The 17,547-nt window shown below is 59.2% G+C and carries 17 protein-coding genes; 11 read left to right on the top strand and 6 right to left on the bottom strand.

Annotated elements, in window-relative coordinates:
• Positions 1–287: 287 nt before the first annotated feature.
• The 6 genes from xthA to ACJTMZ_RS16260 all read left to right on the top strand — a co-directional run bounded on the left by xthA (position 288) and on the right by ACJTMZ_RS16260 (position 6,463).
• The gene (xthA, locus tag ACJTMZ_RS16285) at positions 288–1,094 is read left to right on the top strand and encodes an exodeoxyribonuclease III (RefSeq protein ID WP_015570756.1); all 807 of its coding nucleotides are present in this window, start codon (positions 288–290) and stop codon (positions 1,092–1,094) included.
• 6 nt (positions 1,095–1,100) lie between these two features.
• Positions 1,101–1,784 (top strand): TVP38/TMEM64 family protein, encoded by a 684-nt coding sequence (locus ACJTMZ_RS16280; RefSeq protein ID WP_032670087.1) that lies wholly within the window; start codon positions 1,101–1,103, stop codon positions 1,782–1,784.
• A 6-nt stretch (positions 1,785–1,790) separates the two neighbouring features.
• Entirely contained in the window at positions 1,791–2,960 is a 1,170-nt protein-coding gene (locus ACJTMZ_RS16275) for an ABC transporter substrate-binding protein (protein ID WP_072204260.1), read from the top strand.
• Entirely contained in the window at positions 2,933–4,462 is a 1,530-nt protein-coding gene (locus tag ACJTMZ_RS16270; protein WP_032670088.1) for an ABC transporter permease subunit, read from the top strand. The genes ACJTMZ_RS16275 and ACJTMZ_RS16270 overlap by 28 nt, the downstream gene beginning before the upstream one ends.
• The gene (locus tag ACJTMZ_RS16265; protein ID WP_032670089.1) at positions 4,462–5,082 is read left to right on the top strand and encodes an ATP-binding cassette domain-containing protein; all 621 of its coding nucleotides are present in this window, start codon (positions 4,462–4,464) and stop codon (positions 5,080–5,082) included. Before ACJTMZ_RS16270 ends, ACJTMZ_RS16265 begins: the two co-directional genes overlap by 1 nt.
• A gap of 73 nt (positions 5,083–5,155) precedes the next feature.
• A complete protein-coding gene (locus tag ACJTMZ_RS16260) occupies positions 5,156–6,463 on the top strand; it encodes a sulfurtransferase (RefSeq protein WP_032670808.1) in 1,308 nt (435 codons plus the stop codon).
• Here ACJTMZ_RS16260 and ACJTMZ_RS16255 read toward each other — a convergent pair.
• Both ACJTMZ_RS16255 and ACJTMZ_RS16250 read right to left on the bottom strand, forming a co-directional pair.
• The gene (locus ACJTMZ_RS16255; RefSeq protein WP_017693605.1) at positions 6,460–7,077 is read right to left on the bottom strand and encodes a CDP-alcohol phosphatidyltransferase family protein; all 618 of its coding nucleotides are present in this window, start codon (positions 7,075–7,077) and stop codon (positions 6,460–6,462) included. The genes ACJTMZ_RS16260 and ACJTMZ_RS16255 overlap by 4 nt on opposite strands.
• Entirely contained in the window at positions 7,067–7,639 is a 573-nt protein-coding gene (locus ACJTMZ_RS16250) for a carboxymuconolactone decarboxylase family protein (protein WP_017384678.1), read from the bottom strand. Before ACJTMZ_RS16250 ends, ACJTMZ_RS16255 begins: the two co-directional genes overlap by 11 nt.
• Positions 7,640–7,714: 75 nt before the next feature.
• Here ACJTMZ_RS16250 and ACJTMZ_RS16245 point away from each other — a divergent pair, with 75 nt between their 5' ends.
• Positions 7,715–8,131: a pyrimidine (deoxy)nucleoside triphosphate diphosphatase gene (locus tag ACJTMZ_RS16245; RefSeq protein WP_017384679.1), complete on the top strand. Its 417-nt coding sequence runs from the start codon at positions 7,715–7,717 to the stop codon at positions 8,129–8,131.
• Here ACJTMZ_RS16245 and ACJTMZ_RS16240 read toward each other — a convergent pair.
• Entirely contained in the window at positions 8,091–8,363 is a 273-nt protein-coding gene (locus tag ACJTMZ_RS16240; protein WP_003857857.1) for a YnjH family protein, read from the bottom strand. The two genes, ACJTMZ_RS16245 and ACJTMZ_RS16240, sit on opposite strands and share 41 nt — an antisense overlap.
• Before the next feature lie 225 nt (positions 8,364–8,588).
• On the opposite strand from ACJTMZ_RS16240, the gene gdhA reads away from it, so the two are divergent.
• Positions 8,589–9,932: an NADP-specific glutamate dehydrogenase gene (gdhA, locus tag ACJTMZ_RS16235; RefSeq protein WP_015570765.1), complete on the top strand. Its 1,344-nt coding sequence runs from the start codon at positions 8,589–8,591 to the stop codon at positions 9,930–9,932.
• A gap of 92 nt (positions 9,933–10,024) precedes the next feature.
• Here gdhA and ACJTMZ_RS16230 read toward each other — a convergent pair whose 3' ends face one another.
• The 3 genes from ACJTMZ_RS16230 to ACJTMZ_RS16220 all read right to left on the bottom strand — a co-directional run bounded on the left by ACJTMZ_RS16230 (position 10,025) and on the right by ACJTMZ_RS16220 (position 13,663).
• Positions 10,025–11,947 (bottom strand): DNA topoisomerase III, encoded by a 1,923-nt coding sequence (locus tag ACJTMZ_RS16230; RefSeq protein ID WP_063138734.1) that lies wholly within the window; start codon positions 11,945–11,947, stop codon positions 10,025–10,027.
• Between the two features lie 4 nt (positions 11,948–11,951).
• Positions 11,952–12,995, bottom strand: coding sequence for a selenide, water dikinase SelD (selD, locus tag ACJTMZ_RS16225; RefSeq protein ID WP_045329661.1), 1,044 nt, complete (start codon positions 12,993–12,995; stop codon positions 11,952–11,954).
• A gap of 116 nt (positions 12,996–13,111) precedes the next feature.
• On the bottom strand, positions 13,112–13,663 hold the full coding sequence (locus ACJTMZ_RS16220; protein WP_045329659.1) for an NAD(P)H nitroreductase: 552 nt from the start codon (positions 13,661–13,663) through the stop codon (positions 13,112–13,114).
• Positions 13,664–13,830: 167 nt separating this feature from the next.
• On the opposite strand from ACJTMZ_RS16220, the gene sppA reads away from it, so the two are divergent.
• The 3 genes from sppA to pncA all read left to right on the top strand — a co-directional run bounded on the left by sppA (position 13,831) and on the right by pncA (position 17,417).
• Complete coding sequence (sppA, locus tag ACJTMZ_RS16215; protein ID WP_032653247.1) at positions 13,831–15,687, top strand: signal peptide peptidase SppA; 1,857 nt, start codon at positions 13,831–13,833, stop codon at positions 15,685–15,687.
• Between the two features lie 62 nt (positions 15,688–15,749).
• Positions 15,750–16,766: an asparaginase gene (gene ansA / locus ACJTMZ_RS16210; protein ID WP_023303507.1), complete on the top strand. Its 1,017-nt coding sequence runs from the start codon at positions 15,750–15,752 to the stop codon at positions 16,764–16,766.
• Between the two features lie 9 nt (positions 16,767–16,775).
• The gene (gene pncA / locus ACJTMZ_RS16205) at positions 16,776–17,417 is read left to right on the top strand and encodes a bifunctional nicotinamidase/pyrazinamidase (protein WP_063660030.1); all 642 of its coding nucleotides are present in this window, start codon (positions 16,776–16,778) and stop codon (positions 17,415–17,417) included.
• Positions 17,418–17,547 lie beyond the last annotated feature (130 nt).

Raw genomic sequence — 17,547 nt, 5'->3', positions numbered from 1 at the left:
TGGAGCTATTCACTTTTAATGCATAAATAGTGAATATTTTTACGACAAGCGGCGCTTTGCCGCATGAAAACAAGAAAGAGTATGCAGAGGCCAAATATAATTCTGGAATTGTGATCGCTCGCGAAATTTATCGGTCCTTTATGCCCTGTTCGAGGGCAAAACGCGCCGAAATGGTGCAAATATTGCACCGTCGGCATTATCTGTCGCAGTAATTGGGCGAAGCGGATAACAGACGACGTAAATTCTGCTACCATCCTTGCACTATTCACCTTGCATTGGCAGCGACTATGAAATTTGTCTCTTTTAATATCAACGGCCTGCGTGCCCGCCCTCACCAGCTTGAAGCGATTGTTGAGCAACATCAGCCAGATGTGATCGGCTTGCAGGAGACAAAAGTTCACGACGATATGTTCCCGCTCGAAGAGGTAGCGAAGCTGGGCTATAACGTTTTTTACCACGGTCAGAAAGGCCACTACGGCGTTGCGCTGCTGACCAAAGATACGCCGGTGTCGGTGCGTCGTGGCTTCCCGGGTGACGATGAAGAGGCGCAACGCCGCATCATCATGGCGGAAATTCCTTCCGCGCTCGGCAATGTGACCGTCATCAACGGCTATTTCCCGCAGGGTGAAAGCCGCGATCATGAAACCAAATTCCCGGCCAAAGCGAAGTTTTATCAGGATCTGCAAAACTACCTGACAACCGAACTCAAAAAAGAAAACCCGGTGCTGATCATGGGCGACATGAATATCAGCCCGACGGATCTGGATATCGGTATTGGCGAAGAGAACCGTAAGCGCTGGCTGCGCACCGGCAAATGCTCTTTCCTGCCGGAGGAGCGCGAGTGGATGGAGCGCCTGCTGGGTTGGGGGCTGGTGGATACTTTCCGCACGGCTAACCCGGCGACGCAGGATCGCTTCTCGTGGTTTGACTATCGCTCTAAAGGCTTCGATGACAACCGGGGCCTGCGTATTGATCTGCTGCTGGCGAGCGCCCCCCTGGCCGAACGCTGCATCGAAACCGGTATCGACTATGACATCCGTAGTATGGAAAAGCCGTCCGACCATGCGCCGGTATGGGCAACGTTCAAGCTGTAAACTTCAGTGAATATTAAAAAAATCAGTCTCCTGTGCGCCCTTTTGGGCGCATTTGTTTTGACCGTTGTTTTGCTTCCTCCAGGCATACTCTCCCTCGACACGCTAAAAATGCACCAGCAAACGTTGCTCGATCGTGTGGAGCAGGCGCCTCTTCAGAGCGCGCTAGTCTATTTTGCGGTTTACGTTCTGCTCTCCGCGCTGTCGATCCCCGGAGCCGCGCTTCTGACGCTGCTCGGCGGGGCGCTTTTCAGCCTGTGGGAGGCGACGCTGTTGGTGTCATTTGCCTCGACGCTCGGCGCCACGCTTGCCATGCTCGTCAGCCGTTATCTGCTGCGCGACTGGGTGCAGCGGCGCTTTGCCGCACAGATGAGCACGATAGATGCGGGAATGGATCGCGACGGCGCGCGCTACCTTTTTGCCCTGCGCCTGATGCCGTTGTTCCCGTTCTTTCTGGTCAATTTGCTGATGGGGCTAACCCGTCTCAGGGTGCGTCACTACTGGTGGGTCAGCCAGCTTGCAATGCTACCTGCCACCGTCATTTATCTGAACGCCGGACGCGAGCTGGGGAAACTCACCGCGCTGCGCGATATTCTGTCGCCGGGACTGCTGTTCGCCTTTACACTATTAGGGTTATTACCGCTGGTCACTCGCTGGCTGTTTTCCCGTTACATCCCTTCGATTAAAAAGTGAGGCATTATGCGCCGGGTGCGTTTTTGCGCGTTTCTGACGAGTCTGCTGCTGGCAACCTCTGCCTTCGCCGCAGAGAGCTGGCAATCCATTCAGCAACAGGCCACCGGGCAGACCGTCTGGTTTAACGCCTGGGGCGGTGACGAGGCCGTTAACCGCTACCTCGACTGGGTAAGCGGCGAGATGAAAACGCACTACGCCATCAACCTGAAGATCGTTCATCTGGCCGATGCCGCCGACGCGGTGAAGCGGATCCAGACGGAACATGCCGCAGGACGTAGCAGTAACGGGTCGGTGGATCTGCTCTGGGTAAACGGGGAAAACTTCCGCAACCTGAAAGCGGCAAACCTGCTGCTCACCGGCTGGGCGCAAACCCTGCCCAACTGGCGCTACGTCGATACCCGTAAACCGGTAACGGAAGATTTTGCCATCCCGACCGATGGGGCAGAATCCCCGTGGGGCGGCGCGCAATTAACCTTTATCGCCCGTAAAGCGAGTACGCCGACACCACCGGCAGATCCCCACGCGCTGCTGGTATACGCCCGGCAGCACCCTGGCAAGGTGAGCTATCCGCGACCGCCGGATTTTACCGGCACGGCGTTTCTTGAGCAGCTACTGCTGGCGCTGACCGCCCATCCGGAGGCGCTAAAAAACGCGCCAGACAGTACCTTTGCGCAGGTCACCGCACCGCTGTGGGATTACCTTGATACGCTGCACCCCCTGCTGTGGCGCGAAGGGAACGATTTTCCTCCGTCGCCTGCGCGCATGGATACGCTGCTGGCCAGCGGCAGCCTGAACCTGTCGCTCACCTTTAACCCCGCCCATGCGATGCAAAAGGTGGCGAGCGGTGAACTGCCTGCCGACAGCTACAGTTTCGGCTTTCTCAAAGGCATGATCGGCAACGTCCATTTTGTCGCCATCCCGGCAAACGCCAGCGCGAGCGCAGGTGCGAAAGTGGTGGCGAATTTCCTGCTGTCACCACAGGCGCAGATCCGCAAAGCTAATCCTGCCATCTGGGGTGACCCGAGCGTGCTGGATGGCGAAAAACTGCCTGCGAAAGCGGCAAAACAGCTTCGCGCCTTTACCCCCTCAGGCACGCCTGATGTACTTCCCGAACCGCACGCCGCCTGGGTTAACGCCCTGGAGCAGGAATGGCTTCGCCGCTACGGAACCCGCTAAGCGGGCTGGTCTGGGCGGCAATGGCGGTCATCTATCTGCCACTGCTTCCCGCCAGCGGCATGCTGCTGGCCCCGGCGTTTTCTCCCGGCAACTGGGCGACGCTGTTTGCCGACCCGCAGCTGCCGCAGGCGCTGGCCGCCACGCTGGTTTCCACGCTTATCGCGACGCTGGGCTCACTGTTTATCGCCCTGACCCTGCTTGCGCTTCTCTGGCCGGGTGAAGGCTGGCAGCGCCTGAGCACCCGTCTGCCGTGGCTGTTAGCCGTGCCGCACGTCGCCTTCGCCACCAGCGCGCTGCTGCTGTTTGCGGAAGGGGGGCAGTTTTACCGGATCTGTACGGTCTGTTCGCCGCAGCTTGACCGCTACGGTATCGGGCTTGGCCTGACGCTTGCGGTCAAAGAGAGCGCGTTCGTTCTGTGGGCAATCTACGCCGCGCTGCCTGAAAAGCGTCTCGCACAGCAGAAAATCGTCCTGCATACCTTCGGCTACGGACGAATGCAGGCGCTCAACTGGCTCGTCCTCCCGGCAATCGCCCCCGCGCTGGGCGCAGTCATGCTGGCGGTGCTGGCCTGGTCGCTTTCCGTGGTGGATGTGGCGATCGTGCTCGGGCCAGGCAACCCGCCTACGCTGGCGGTACTGGCCTGGCAGTGGCTCGCCCAGGGCGATGCACAACAGCAAACAAAGGGAACGCTGCTGTGTCTGGTGTTGCTCCTGCTGCTGGCGGCGCTTGCCGCGGTGGGATACGGCTTCTGGACGGCATGGCGGCGCGCCCAGCGTGACCCCTCCGGAGTTCGTCACGCTTCGCATACTGCGCTGCCCGCACGGACGCTGGGCGGGTTACTGCCGCTGTGCGGCGTGCTCTGTGCGCTGGTTCTGCTGATGCTGGCACGCCGGGACGACATCGGCCCCGTCAGCGACAGCCTTTCACTGGGGCTGCTGTCCAGCCTGACAGCGCTGGCCATCCTCATGCTCTGGCTTGAGTGGGGACCCCAGCGCGGCGCGGTGTGGGTCTGGCTGCCGCTCGCCCTCCCGGCGCTGCCCCTCGTGTCCGGGCAATATGCCGTGGCGCTGTGGCTGGGCATCGACGGCCAGTACGCTGCGGTGCTCTGGAGCCATATGCTCTGGGTTCTCCCGTGGATGCTCCTGGTGCTGCAACCGGCCTGGCGCAGGCTCGATCCCCGGCTTATCCTCACCGCCAGAACGCTGGGCTGGCGACAGGCGAAAATTTTCTGGTTGGTGAAATGCCCCCTGATGATTCGTCCGGCCCTGCTGGCCTTTGCCACCGGCTTTTCCGTGAGCATGGCCCAGTACATGCCGACCCTCTGGCTGGGAGCGGGACGTTTCACCACCCTGACGACGGAGGCGGTCGCCCTCAGCAGCGGCGGCAGCATTCCGATCCTCGCCAGCCGGGCGCTGGGTCTGTTGCTGTTGACCAGCAGCGTATTTGCCCTTGCCGCGCTGCTCTCCCGGCTCGTGGGCCGTCACAGACAAGGATTACGTTAATGCTGAACGTGAAAAATCTCACCATTGCGCCACTCTTCCGTGAGGTCAACTTCCGCGTCCCGGCGGGGGAGATTGTCACGCTGATGGGGCCCTCCGGGAGCGGGAAATCGACCCTTTTCGCCTGGATGGTGGGGGCGTTATCCGCTGATTTTAAGGCGCACGGCGAGATATGGCTGAACGATCGCCGCTGCGATATGCTCCCCGTGGAAACGCGCGGGATCGGCATTCTGTTTCAGGATGCCCTGCTGTTTGACGCCTTCAGCGTGGGGCAAAACCTGATGCTGGCGCTGCCGGCGCACATCGTCGGGCGCGCCCGCCGCAACGCGGTAGAACAGGCCCTGGACACTGCCGGGCTGGCAAACCACTACGCCAGCGATCCGGCGACCCTTTCCGGCGGCGAGCGCGCCCGGGTCAGCCTGTTGCGCGCTCTTCTCGCCCAGCCGCAGGCATTGCTGCTCGACGAGCCGTTCAGTCGACTGGATAAAACGCTGCGCGCCTCATTCCGGGCGTGGGTATTCGAGGTTACTCGCCAGCGCAGGATCCCGGTGGTGCTGGTCACGCATGATGAGGACGATATTCCGCCCGGCGGCGAGGTGATTGAGATTTCTCGCTGGCAATAATGTGCTAACGCAATGTTTTTGGCTTCAGGAGAGACGACAATGCCCCCCTCTTTTAATGACGTCAGGTTTTTCGATGAAACGTGTTTCTCAACTGACCGCGCTGGCCCTGATCTGCGGCCTCGCCTCACTCTCCTCCACGGCGGCTGATATGCCCCACTCCCTCACGCTGGACCAGCTCCAGGCGCAAAACGGCGCGGTAATTGATACGCGCGTCAGTGCGTTCTATAACGGCTGGCCGCAGACCCTGAGCGGAACGTCCGGGCATGAACCCGCCGCGCTTAATCTCTCTGCCAGCTGGCTTGGGGCAATGAGCGATGAACAGCTCAGCGGCTGGGCAAAACAACATCGGCTTACGCCAGACATGCCGGTTGCGCTCTATGGCAACGATGATGACAACCAGACCGTCAAAACGCGGCTGGAGAAAGCGGGCTTTACCCACGTCTCCACCCTGAGCGATGCCCTGCAACAATCCGACCGTCTGCAACGTCTGGCGCATTTCGAACAGCTGGTTTATCCGCAGTGGATCCGCCAGTTGCAGCAGGGCAAACCCGTTACCGCCGCACCAGCCGGAGAGTGGAAGGTGATCGAGGCTGGCTGGGGTGCGCCGAAGCTTTATCTCCTGAGCCACATTCCCGGTGCGGGCTATATCGACACCAATGAAGTGGAAAGCGAACCGCTGTGGAATAAGGTTTCTGACGAAAAGCTGAAAGCGATGCTGGCGAAGCACGGGATCCGTCACGATACCACCGTCATTCTGTACGGTCGCGACGTGTATGCCGCCGCGCGCGTGGCGCAGATCATGCTCTACGCGGGCGTGAAGGATGTGCGAATTCTGGATGGCGGCTGGAAGGCGTGGTCCGACGCCAGCCTGCCCGTTGAGCGCGGAACGCCTGCAAAGGTGAAGCCAGCCCCTGATTTTGGCGCGCCGATCCCGGGCCAGCCCCGGCTGATGGTGGATATGGAGCAGGCCCGGGGAATGCTGCACCGTCAGGACGCCTCGCTGGTGAGCATTCGTTCCTGGCCAGAGTTTATCGGTGAAACCAGCGGCTACAGCTATATCAAGCCAAAAGGTGAGATTGCCGGTGCGCGCTGGGGCCATGCGGGCAGCGACGCGACCCACATGGAAGATTTCCACAATCCGGATGGCACCATGCGCAGCGCCGATGATATTGCCGCCATGTGGAAAACGTGGAATATCCTGCCGGAGCAGCACGTTGCGTTTTACTGTGGTACCGGCTGGCGCGCGTCTGAAGCCTTTATGTACGCCCGCGCCATGGGCTGGCAGAACGTTGCCGTCTACGACGGCGGCTGGTACGAATGGAGCAGCCATCCGCAGAACCCGGTCTCCACCGGGGAGCGCGGACCGGAGAGCGCACGCTAGCGGGGAAGTGATTTCAGCGTGATGTAACCGCTCCAGATGCGCGTTGTGGTGGTCAGCCAGCACAACGCGCCAAATGTCCAGGCAAACAGCGCGAAATGCGCCGGAAACAGGCAGCACAGCACAAACAGCGCGATGGTCTCCGTTCCTTCCGTTAATCCTCCAATGTAATAAAGCGACTTGTGCGCATAGCCGGGATTGTCGATATCATGCTTCCCCGCCAGCGCGGCAAAGGCCAGGAAGCTGCTGCCCGTCCCCATAAACGCGAACAGCAGCCAGGCGGCGGCGATCGCGTTATCAGCCGGAGCGGCCAGCGCAAAGCCAAACGGCACCAGGGCGTAGAACAGGAAGTCGAGGGCGATATCAAGAAATCCTCCCGCGTCCGTCAGGCCACGGCGACGCGCCAGCGCGCCGTCCAGACCATCCAGCAGCCGGTTCAGCACAATGGCGATCAGCGCCGCCGGATACCAGCCCAGCGCCAGAAACGGTAACGCCAGCACGCCAATCGCAAACCCGGCGAGCGTTAAGCCATCAGGCGTGATAAACGGTTTATCCAGCGTGGCGGCCAGCTGATTTAACCCGGGTTTCAGTCGGGGGTGCAGATGTTTATCCAGCATGCGGTTTACCTTTAAACGTGGCGCACAGCCCCTGAGCCGGGATATCCAGCGCGGCGTTAAAGCGGGCGGAAAGATTCTGAAAGGCAATCAGAGCCGTCATTTCGGTGATGGTCTCTTCCGTAAAGTGGCGCTTCAGCAGACTTTTGATATTTTCATCCACCTGAGGTGGCGTGGCGGTGACCGCTTCCGCATAGGCCAGCGCCGCGCGCTCCTCTTCGCTGAACAGGGTGGAATTTTGCCAGTCGCTGACGGCCTGCACTTTATCCAGCGCCCCGCTCCGCTCGGCCAGACGCAGGCTGTTGGCATCAATACAAAATGCGCAGTGGCAGATCTGCGAGACCCGCGTCATTAGTAGCGATCGCAGAACCGGCGTCAAACGCGCCTTGCGCCGCTCCAGATAGCCGACAAACAGCGCCACCAGCCAGAAAAGACGCGGCATGCGCCCCCACCAGCGCGTGGGGTTCAGCACCGCGCCGAAGTGTTTTTTCTGCATGGCGGCGATGGGGCTGAGGCTGACGGGAAGGGTTTCCATGGGCGCAACCCAGGCGGATGTCTCTTTCACCTGATTCTCCTGATGACTGGACTCTTTGGAAGGGCACGATAATATGTCGTTTTTCGCTATTAATTATTGACGAACATGCTGAAAACACTCGATGTGGTTGCGGCCATCCTCGAAAAAGAGGGCAAGATTTTGCTGGCGCAGCGTCCCGAACATGCCGATCAGCCAGGAATGTGGGAATTTGCAGGCGGGAAGGTTGAAGCCGGTGAGACCCAGCCGGAAGCGCTGATCCGCGAACTGCGCGAAGAACTCGGCATTGAAGCCGTGCCCGCGCGGTATGTGGCAAGCCACCAGCGGGAGGTGTCGCAGCGGCTGATTCACCTCCACGCCTGGCATGTGCCTGAATTTAGCGGTCAGCTGAAGGCGCATTATCACTCGGCGCTGGTATGGTGCACGCCAGAAGACGCGTTCACGTATGCTTTAGCCCCGGCGGATATACCGCTGCTGGAAGCGTTTATTCTTTTACGCGACGCCAGACCAGCGGATTTGTACTGAGGGTGCGTTCATCACGCTGGCACTGCAACAGCACGCCATCTGCCCTGACTACTGCGCCTTCGGAATAGTTTTGATCCTGATAGATACAGCACTGATTACACGGCTGCGCACGCTGGCCGCCAGCGCTAAAAACCTCTGGCGGCACGTTGACCTCGACATCCGGGCGAATGCGGTCAGCCTGTGCCCCGGCGGACACCATCAAACATAACGCGGCCATTGCGTAACGGTTCATAGACTTTATTTCCTTTGCATCGTTTATATCTATAACGGTCGATCCGGACGGGATCTTTAATTTATCTCGTCATCGCTTTTGGTTATGACGCGCGCCCTGTCATTAATTTCCCTTGCGGCATAAATTTCTGCTTGCCTCTCAAAGCGGTGCGGGTGGTATAGTCAAAAAAACGACACAAAACATCTACGCCACACGCATAAATTATTATAAGAGGTTCTTATATCTATGGATCAGACACGCTCTCTGGAAAGCTTTCTTGCCCATGTTCAGCAGCGCGACCCGCACCAAAGCGAGTTTGCCCAGGCCGTTCGTGAAGTCATGACCACCCTGTGGCCCTTCCTTGAGGAAAATCCGCGTTACCGTCAGATGGCGCTGCTTGAACGTCTGGTAGAGCCGGAGCGCGTCATCCAGTTCCGCGTGGCGTGGGTGGACGACCGCAATCAGGTGCAGGTCAACCGCGCGTGGCGCGTGCAGTTTAACTCCGCCATTGGGCCGTTTAAGGGCGGGATGCGCTTCCACCCCTCGGTGAACCTGTCGATTCTGAAATTCCTCGGCTTCGAGCAGACCTTTAAAAATGCGCTCACTACCCTGCCGATGGGCGGCGGTAAAGGCGGGAGTGATTTCGATCCGAAAGGCAAGAGCGAAGGCGAAGTGATGCGCTTCTGCCAGGCGCTGGTCACTGAGCTCTATCGCCACCTTGGGCCGGACACCGACGTTCCTGCCGGGGATATCGGCGTGGGGGGGCGTGAAGTGGGCTTTATGGCCGGGATGATGAAAAAGCTCTCCAACAACAGCGCCTGCGTCTTTACCGGCAAAGGTCTGTCGTTTGGCGGTAGCCTGATTCGCCCGGAAGCGACGGGTTATGGTCTGGTCTATTTCACCGAAGCGATGCTTAAGCGTCACGGGCTGAGCTTCGAGGGGATGCGCGTGGCGGTCTCCGGCTCCGGCAACGTGGCGCAGTACGCTATCGAGAAAGCGATGGCGTTTGGCGCGCGCGTGGTGACCGCCTCCGATTCCAGCGGTACCGTGGTGGATGAAGCTGGCTTTACAGCAGAAAAACTGGCGCGTCTGTGCGAAATCAAGGCCAGCCGTGACGGTCGGGTAGCGGATTATGCCCGTGAATTTGGCCTGACCTATCTGGAAGGTAAACAGCCGTGGGGCGTGCCGGTGGATATCGCCCTGCCGTGCGCGACGCAAAACGAACTGGACGTGGATGCCGCCCGGACGCTGATTAGCAATGGCGTGAAAGCGGTAGCGGAAGGGGCAAATATGCCCACCACCATTGAAGCGACCGACCTGTTCCTGGATGCGGGCGTACTGTTTGCGCCAGGCAAGGCGGCGAACGCTGGCGGCGTGGCAACATCCGGTCTGGAAATGGCGCAAAACGCCGCGAGAATGGGCTGGAAGGCAGAGAAAGTGGATGCCCGTCTGCACCACATCATGCTCGATATTCATCACGCCTGCGTGGAGTACGGCGGCGAGGCTTCGCAAACTAACTACGTGCGCGGGGCGAATATCGCCGGGTTCGTGAAGGTGGCCGATGCGATGATCGGACAGGGTGTGATTTAGTTTCGCTGCATTCTCGCCCTTGTAGGCCCGGTAAGCGTTAGCGCCACCGGGCTTTTCGCCGGGTGGCGGCTTCGCCTTACCCGGCCTACGGTTTAAGCGGTTGTATTTTTGGCTGCGCTTTTCTTCTTTTTGAACGGTTTCTTCGCCCCGCCGCCCGGGGCGACCATTCCCCGGAATCGCTTCACTGGCGTACTGCGCGCCTGGTCAATCAGCTGATAAAGCGTCCCTACCAGCGGCTGCATAAAGTCCTGATAACGGCACTGCTTTTCGCTGATCTGCGTCAGCACCGACTCCCAGTGCGCGGTCATGTCCGGCCTGGCGGCCAGCTCCGGCAGCGAATGAATTAGCGCCCGGCCCGGTTCTGTTGAATGGATGTAACGTCCCTTTTTCTCCAGGAAGCCGCGCTTAAAGAGCAGTTCGATGATCCCCGCGCGGGTCGCCTCCGTCCCCAGACCGTCGGTGGCGCGCAGGATCTTCTTCAGATCTTTATCCTGCACAAAACGGGCGATGCCGGTCATGGCCGACAGCAGCGTCGCGTCGGTGAAATGGCGCGGCGGCTGGGTTTGTCGTTCAACCACTTCGCCCTTCTCGCACAGCAGTTCGTCGCCTTTGGCCACGACCGGCAGCGGCGTGCCGTCGTTCTCTTCGTCACGCTCTTTGTTGCCGAGCAGCGTGCGCCAGCCCGCTTCCGCGAGGAAACGCGCTTTGGCGATAAATTTGCCTTTGGCAATCTCCAGTTCAATAACGCACTTGCGGAACACCGCGTCCGGGCAGAACTGCATCAGATACTGACGTGCGATCAGGTTATAGACCTTTGCTTCGTTGTCGGTCAGGTTGACGTTGCTGGTGCGCGCCGTCGGGATTATCGCGTGGTGAGCATCGACTTTTTTATCGTCCCAGCAGCGGTTATGGGTATCCGGGTTTACCGCCGGTTGCGGCAACAGATCCGGCGCATGGACGCCAATGGCATTCATCACCGAGTGGCGTCCGGCGAAGTGTTCTTCCGGCAGATAGCGGCTGTCCGAACGCGGATAGGTGATCAGCTTGTGGGTTTCGTAGAGCTTCTGGCAGATATCGAGCACGTTCTGTGCGCTAAGACCAAAGCGCTTAGCCGCCTCAATCTGCAACGCCGAAAGGGAGAACGGCAGCGGTGCGGGCTCCGTTTCCCGTTTGTCGTTATAGCTGGTGACGATTGCGGGCTGGCCGGTAATGCGGTTGACCACGTGCTCCGCCAGCGGGCGATGCAGCAGCCGTCCCTCTTCGTCCTGATATGACTCACAGGCATCGCTTGGCTGCCAGACGGCGGTAAAGCGTTCGTCTTTCGGCGTGACGATATGCGCTTTGACTTCGAAGAAGTCTTTGGCGACGAAATTTTCGATCTCTTCGTCGCGACGCACCACCAGCCCCAGCACCGGTGTCTGGACACGACCGACGGAGAGTACGCCCTGATAACCCGCGTTGCGCCCGAGGATAGTGTAGGCGCGGGTCATGTTGATCCCGTACAGCCAGTCCGCACGGGCACGCGCCAGCGCGGAGACACACAGGGGAATAAATTCGCTGTTGGCGCGCAGGCGTGAAATGGCCCGCTCTACCGCCTGCGGGTTAAGGTCGTTGATCAGGCAGCGCTGCACCTGCTGGCGCTTTTCCGGCGCCAGCTCCAGGTAGTCCAGCACTTCATCAACCAGCAGTTGCCCTTCCCTGTCCGGGTCACCCGCGTGGACCACTTCCGTCGCCTCATGCAGGAAGCGCTTAATGACGTTGAGCTGTTTGGTGACGGAAGGACGCGGTTGGAGACGCCACTTTTCCGGCACAATCGGCAGATCGTTGAGGTTCCAGCGGGCATAGCGGCTGTCGTAGACATCCGGCTGCGCCTGTTCAAGCAGGTGACCGATACACCAGGTGACCACCTGCCCGTTACCGCATTCGATAAAGCCGTCGCCTTTGCGATGCGGCTTGGGCAGCACATCGGCGATGGCACGCGCCAGACTCGGCTTTTCGGCAATAAACAACCGCATCGAATTAACGGATCTCAATCATCGGGCGACCACCGCGGGCGGTCACCAGCTCACCAATGGCCGTCAGGGTGATGCCAAACTCGGCAGCCGTCGCCTGAACGTCAGCTTCAGCTTCCGGCGTCACCGCCAGCAGCAGGCCGCCGGAGGTTTGCGGATCGCACAGCAGGTTACGCCACGCTTCCGGCATTTCGCCCATTAAATGGCCGTAGCTGGCGAAGTTGCGCTGCGTCCCGCCCGGCACTGCGCCCTGAGCAATGTACTCTTCCACGCCCGGCAGCTTCGGCACATCCTGATACCAGACCTGCGCCTGCACGCCCGCGCCCTGACAGACTTCAGAGAGGTGCCCCAGCAGACCAAAACCGGTCACGTCGGTCATGGCCTTCACGCCGTCGATATTGGCGAATGCCGCACCGGCGAGGTTCATCTGGCACATCACTTCCGTTGCCAGACCGATATGCTCGGGCTTCAGCAGGGATTTCTTCTCGGCAGTGGTCAGTATGCCAATGCCCAGCGGCTTAGTGAGGAACAGCTTGCAGCCCGCCTGCGCGGTGCTGTTGCGCTTCACGCGCTCGGTCGGCACCACGCCGGTGACGGCCAGGCCGAAGATCGGCTCCGGCGCATCGATAGAGTGACCACCGGCCAGGGCAATACCCGCCTGCTGGCAGGCAAAGCGTCCGCCTTCGATCACGTCGCGGGCAATCTCCGGCGGGAGGGTGTTAATCGGCCAGCCCAGAATGGCGATCGCCATAATCGGTTTACCGCCCATCGCAAAGATATCGCTGATGGCGTTGGTGGCCGCAATGCGCCCGAAGTCGAACGGGTTGTCGACAATCGGCATAAAGAAGTCAGTAGTGCTGATAATGCTGGTGCCGTTACCCAGGTCATAAACCGCTGCATCGTCACGCGTTTCGTTACCGACAAGCAGGTTCGGGTCGACAAACTTCGCCTGCTCACTGTGCAGGATGGTCTCCAGCACTTTCGGGGAAATTTTACAACCGCAACCGGCTCCGTGGCTGTATTGCGTTAAACGAATGGTTTGCTCGCTCATGGACGTCTCCTGTCATCTCAATCGCGCTATGGTAGCGCTCATTCCATAAAGAGGTAAGTATGACTGTCTGAATTCTGCGGCGGATGCTCAGAATCCAGACAGTTTAGCGCGGGTGATTAAAAACGGCTGACGAAAGGCGTAGTGTCCGGCACGCTAATGGTGCTGGAAGCTTTAAGCTGCGGGGTGCCGAGATAGAGGAAGCCGACAATTTTATCCTGTTCGCCGCAGGAGAAACCTTCCCGCACGGCGGCGCTCCCGGTCAGCGGCCCGGTACGCCAGATGCCGTTAAAGCCCTGCGCGACGGCGGCCATCTGCATTGCCATTACCGCGCAACCGGCAGACATCTCCTGCTCCCAGACCGGCACTTTATGATCGGCCTGACATTTTGCGACTACCGCGATGATCATCGGCGCACGGAACGGCGCGTTGCGGGCTTTATCAATCCCCTTCTCATCCTGGCCTGCGGCAACAGCCCCCTGCTCCAGCAGCTGGCTGAAGCGGTTGCGCCCTTCGCCTTCAATGATAAAGAAGTGCCACGGCTGCAATGTGCCATGGTCCGGCGCACGCATTCCGGCACGCAGAATGTTTTCCAGCTGCTCGCCGACGGGTGCCGGTTCGGCCAGGCGGGAAGCGCTACGACGGTTAACAAGCAGTTCAAGTGCGTCCATTGGTTAACTCCTTTCATGAAATTTACTCACAAAATTAACACGACAGCAGAATTTGTTACAGCGTGGCAGGCGATTCCTGCTGACAAGTGGCGGTTGGGTCATTACGATAACCGCACATTACCGTCCCGTGGCGACGGAAACAGTCCTTTTCTGGTTAGGGAGAATACATGCGAACCCTTTGGCGAATCTTTGCCGGTTTCTTTAAATGGACGTGGCGACTGCTCAACTTCGTCCGCAACCTGGTGATGAACATCTTCTTCATCTTCCTGGTCCTGGTATGCGCAGGTATCTGGATGCATATCAGCAATGCAAACCAGTCGCAGCATTCGACGCGCGGCGCGCTGTTACTCGATATCACCGGGGTGATTGTTGATAAGCCATCGACCAGCAACCGTCTGGGCGTGATTGGTCGCCAGCTGTTCGGCGCAACGTCAGACCGTCTTCAGGAAAACTCCCTGTTTGATATTGTCGACACCATCCGTCAGGCTAAAGACGATCGTAACATTACCGGTATCGTGCTGGACCTGAAAGATTTTGCCGGCGCCGATCAGCCGTCAATGCAGTACATCGGTAAAGCGCTGCGCGAATTCCGCGACAGCGGTAAACCGGTTATTGCGATTGGCGACAGCTACACCCAGGGACAATATTATCTGGCGAGCTTTGCCAATAAGATCTGGCTTTCGCCACAGGGCACGGTCGATCTGCATGGCTTCGCCACTAACGGTCTGTACTACAAATCGCTGCTCGACAAGCTGAAGGTCACCACCCACGTCTTCCGCGTCGGGACCTATAAATCCGCCGTGGAGCCGTTTATCCGCGATGATATGTCCCCTGCCGCCCGTGAAGCGGACAGCCGCTGGATTGGCGAGCTGTGGCAGAACTACCTCGGCACCATTGCCGCTAACCGTCAGATTACCGCTGAGCAGGTCTTCCCGGGCGCGCGCGGCGTGCTGGACGGCCTGCGCAAGGTGGACGGCGATACAGCGAAATACGCGCTTGATAACAAACTGGTCGATCAGCTGGGTTCCAGCGCTGAAATTGAAAAAGCGCTGACCAAACAGTTCGGCTGGAGTAAAGAGGATAAAAACTACAGCGCCATCAGCATGTATGACTACGCCGCGAAAAAGCCGGACGACAGCGGTGACAGCATCGCCGTGGTGTTTGCTAACGGGGCCATTATGGATGGCGAAGAAACGCCGGGGAACGTCGGCGGGGACACCACCGCGTCGCAGATCCGCGATGCACGCCTGGATCCGAAAGTGAAGGCGATTGTCCTGCGGGTGAACAGCCCTGGCGGCAGCGTCAGCGCCTCTGAAGTAATCCGTGCTGAACTGGCCGCCGCGCGCGCCGCAGGCAAGCCGGTAGTGGTCTCGATGGGCGGCATGGCGGCTTCCGGGGGCTACTGGATCTCGACGCCAGCCAACTACATTGTGGCTAACCCAAGCACGCTGACCGGCTCGATTGGCATCTTCGGCGTGATCAACACCGTAGAGAACAGCCTGGATTATCTCGGCGTCCACACCGACGGCGTCTCCACCTCGCCGCTGGCGGACGTGTCCGTTACCAAATCCCTGCCGCCTGAAGTGTCTGAGATGATGCAGCTCAGCATTGAGAGTGGCTATAAACGTTTCATCACGCTGGTTGCGGACTCCCGTAAAAAGACGCCCGATCAGATTGACCAGATCGCTCAGGGCCACGTCTGGACCGGCCAGGACGCGAAGAGCAACGGCCTGGTAGACAGCCTGGGTGACTTCGACGACGCCGTGAAGAAAGCGGCGGAGCTGGCGAAGCTCAAGCAGTGGCACGTGGACTATTATCAGGACGAACCAACGTTCTTCGATATGGTCATGGACAGCATGTCCGGCTCCGTTCGTGCCATGCTGCCGGACGCGCTTCAGGCTTATCTGCCGGCGCCGGTGGCGACCGCGGCGAAAGCCATGAAAGCGGAGAGCGACAAGCTTGCAGCATTTAATGATCCACAAAGCCGCTACGCGTTTTGCCTGACCTGTGCGAACGTGCGTTAAAAACCGTCCCCTCTTTCCGTGAAGAGGGGATTTTTTCTTTTGAAGAACAAGAACTCATTACCATGCAGAAGAAATCAATTTATGTCGCCTATACCGGCGGTACCATCGGTATGCAGCGCTCAGAAAATGGCTATATCCCGGTTTCCGGCCACTTGCAGCGCCAGCTGGCGCTGATGCCTGAATTCCACCGTCCGGAAATGCCGGACTTTACCATCCACGAATATGAGCCGCTGATGGACTCCTCCGACATGACGCCGGAAGACTGGCAGCATATTGCGGACGATATTAAAGCCCATTACGACCAGTACGACGGCTTCGTGATCCTGCACGGCACCGACACCATGGCGTTCACCGCCTCGGCGCTCTCCTTCATGCTGGAGAACCTGAGCAAGCCCGTCATCGTGACCGGCTCGCAGATCCCGCTGGCGGAACTGCGTTCAGACGGGCAGATCAACCTGCTTAACTCCCTGTACGTGGCCGCTAATTACCCGATCAACGAGGTAACGCTGTTCTTCAACAACCGACTGTACCGCGGGAACCGTACCACTAAAGCGCACGCCGATGGCTTTGACGCTTTTGCCTCACCTAACCTGCAACCGCTGCTGGAAGCGGGGATCCATATCCGTCGTCTGGGCACGCCGCCCGCGCCGAATACCGCAGGCGAGCTGATCGTTCACCCCATCACCCCGCAGCCGATTGGCGTAGTGACGATTTATCCGGGTATTTCCGCCGACGTGGTGCGCAACTTCCTGCGCCAGCCGGTGAAGGCGCTGATCCTGCGCTCCTATGGTGTGGGTAACGCCCCGCAGAACGGTGAATTCCTGAAAGAGCTTCAGGAGGCGAGCGATCGCGGGATTGTGGTGGTCAACCTCACCCAGTGTATGTCCGGCAAAGTCAATATGGGCGGCTACGCCACCGGTAATGCCCTGGCGCACGCTGGGGTGATCAGTGGTTTCGATATGACCGTTGAGGCAACGCTGACTAAACTTCACTATTTACTGAGTCAGGATCTGGATATTGATTCCATTCGCCGCGCCATGATGCAAAACCTGCGCGGTGAACTGACGCCGGACGAATAAGGAGGTCCCATGAAGCAACGCGCCCTGTTACTGGTCGATTTGCAAAATGATTTCTGTGCGGGCGGTGCGCTGGCCGTCGCGGAAGGCGACAGCACCGTAGACGTCGCGAATTCGCTGATTGAGTGGTGTAAAGCTCGTGGTGAAGCGGTTGTCGCAAGCCAGGACTGGCACCCGGCTAACCACGGCAGCTTTGCCAGCCAGCACCGCGTTGAGCCTTTCACTCAGGGTGAACTTGACGGATTGCCGCAAACCTTCTGGCCGGATCACTGCGTACAGCAGACGGAAGGCGCGGAACTGCATCCGCTCCTGAACCATAAAGTCATCGACGCGGTGTTCCATAAAGGTGAAAACCCGGCTATCGACAGCTATAGCGCGTTTTTTGATAACGGGCATCGCCAGAAAACGGCGCTGGACGCGTGGTTACGTCACCACGAAATCACGGAGCTGATTGTGCTGGGACTGGCAACGGATTACTGCGTGAAGTTTACCGTGCTGGACGCGCTCCAGCTCGGCTATACCGTCAGCGTCATCACCGACGGCTGCCGCGGGGTGAACATTCAGCCGCAGGACAGCGCCCAGGCGTTTATGGATATGGCCTCTGAAGGGGCGACGCTGTATACGCTGGAAGACTGGCTGGAGACGCAGGCGTAAGCCTTTTTAGCCGGGTGGCGCTGCGGTATGAACCGGAAACATGGGTAACACTTTAGACCGGATACATGGGTAACAGTTATAACTGGCATAGAAGAGGAGACTCGCTATGCCCTGGACTGAGACCCGACCT

The organism is Enterobacter sp. DN, assembly GCF_046054285.1.
Lineage (GTDB): Bacteria > Pseudomonadota > Gammaproteobacteria > Enterobacterales > Enterobacteriaceae > Enterobacter > Enterobacter hormaechei_C.
This window is presented reverse-complemented; position numbering and strand designations above follow the sequence as displayed.

What these genes read in the sequence shown, in the direction of transcription:
- ACJTMZ_RS16245 (WP_017384679.1), top strand. Translation starts at nt 7,715, where the DNA reads ATGCTGAAAACACTCGATGTGGTTGCGGCCATCCTCGAAAAAGAGGGC.
- ACJTMZ_RS16255 (WP_017693605.1), bottom strand. Translation starts at nt 7,077, where the DNA reads ATGCTGGATAAACATCTGCACCCCCGACTGAAACCCGGGTTAAATCAG.
- ACJTMZ_RS16270 (WP_032670088.1), top strand. Translation starts at nt 2,933, where the DNA reads ATGGCTTCGCCGCTACGGAACCCGCTAAGCGGGCTGGTCTGGGCGGCA.
- sppA (WP_032653247.1), top strand. Translation starts at nt 13,831, where the DNA reads ATGCGAACCCTTTGGCGAATCTTTGCCGGTTTCTTTAAATGGACGTGG.
- xthA (WP_015570756.1), top strand. Translation starts at nt 288, where the DNA reads ATGAAATTTGTCTCTTTTAATATCAACGGCCTGCGTGCCCGCCCTCAC.
- ACJTMZ_RS16265 (WP_032670089.1), top strand. Translation starts at nt 4,462, where the DNA reads ATGCTGAACGTGAAAAATCTCACCATTGCGCCACTCTTCCGTGAGGTC.
- ACJTMZ_RS16260 (WP_032670808.1), top strand. Translation starts at nt 5,156, where the DNA reads ATGAAACGTGTTTCTCAACTGACCGCGCTGGCCCTGATCTGCGGCCTC.
- gdhA (WP_015570765.1), top strand. Translation starts at nt 8,589, where the DNA reads ATGGATCAGACACGCTCTCTGGAAAGCTTTCTTGCCCATGTTCAGCAG.
- selD (WP_045329661.1), bottom strand. Translation starts at nt 12,995, where the DNA reads ATGAGCGAGCAAACCATTCGTTTAACGCAATACAGCCACGGAGCCGGT.
- ACJTMZ_RS16240 (WP_003857857.1), bottom strand. Translation starts at nt 8,363, where the DNA reads ATGAACCGTTACGCAATGGCCGCGTTATGTTTGATGGTGTCCGCCGGG.
- ansA (WP_023303507.1), top strand. Translation starts at nt 15,750, where the DNA reads ATGCAGAAGAAATCAATTTATGTCGCCTATACCGGCGGTACCATCGGT.
- pncA (WP_063660030.1), top strand. Translation starts at nt 16,776, where the DNA reads ATGAAGCAACGCGCCCTGTTACTGGTCGATTTGCAAAATGATTTCTGT.
- ACJTMZ_RS16275 (WP_072204260.1), top strand. Translation starts at nt 1,791, where the DNA reads ATGCGCCGGGTGCGTTTTTGCGCGTTTCTGACGAGTCTGCTGCTGGCA.
- ACJTMZ_RS16230 (WP_063138734.1), bottom strand. Translation starts at nt 11,947, where the DNA reads ATGCGGTTGTTTATTGCCGAAAAGCCGAGTCTGGCGCGTGCCATCGCC.
- ACJTMZ_RS16220 (WP_045329659.1), bottom strand. Translation starts at nt 13,663, where the DNA reads ATGGACGCACTTGAACTGCTTGTTAACCGTCGTAGCGCTTCCCGCCTG.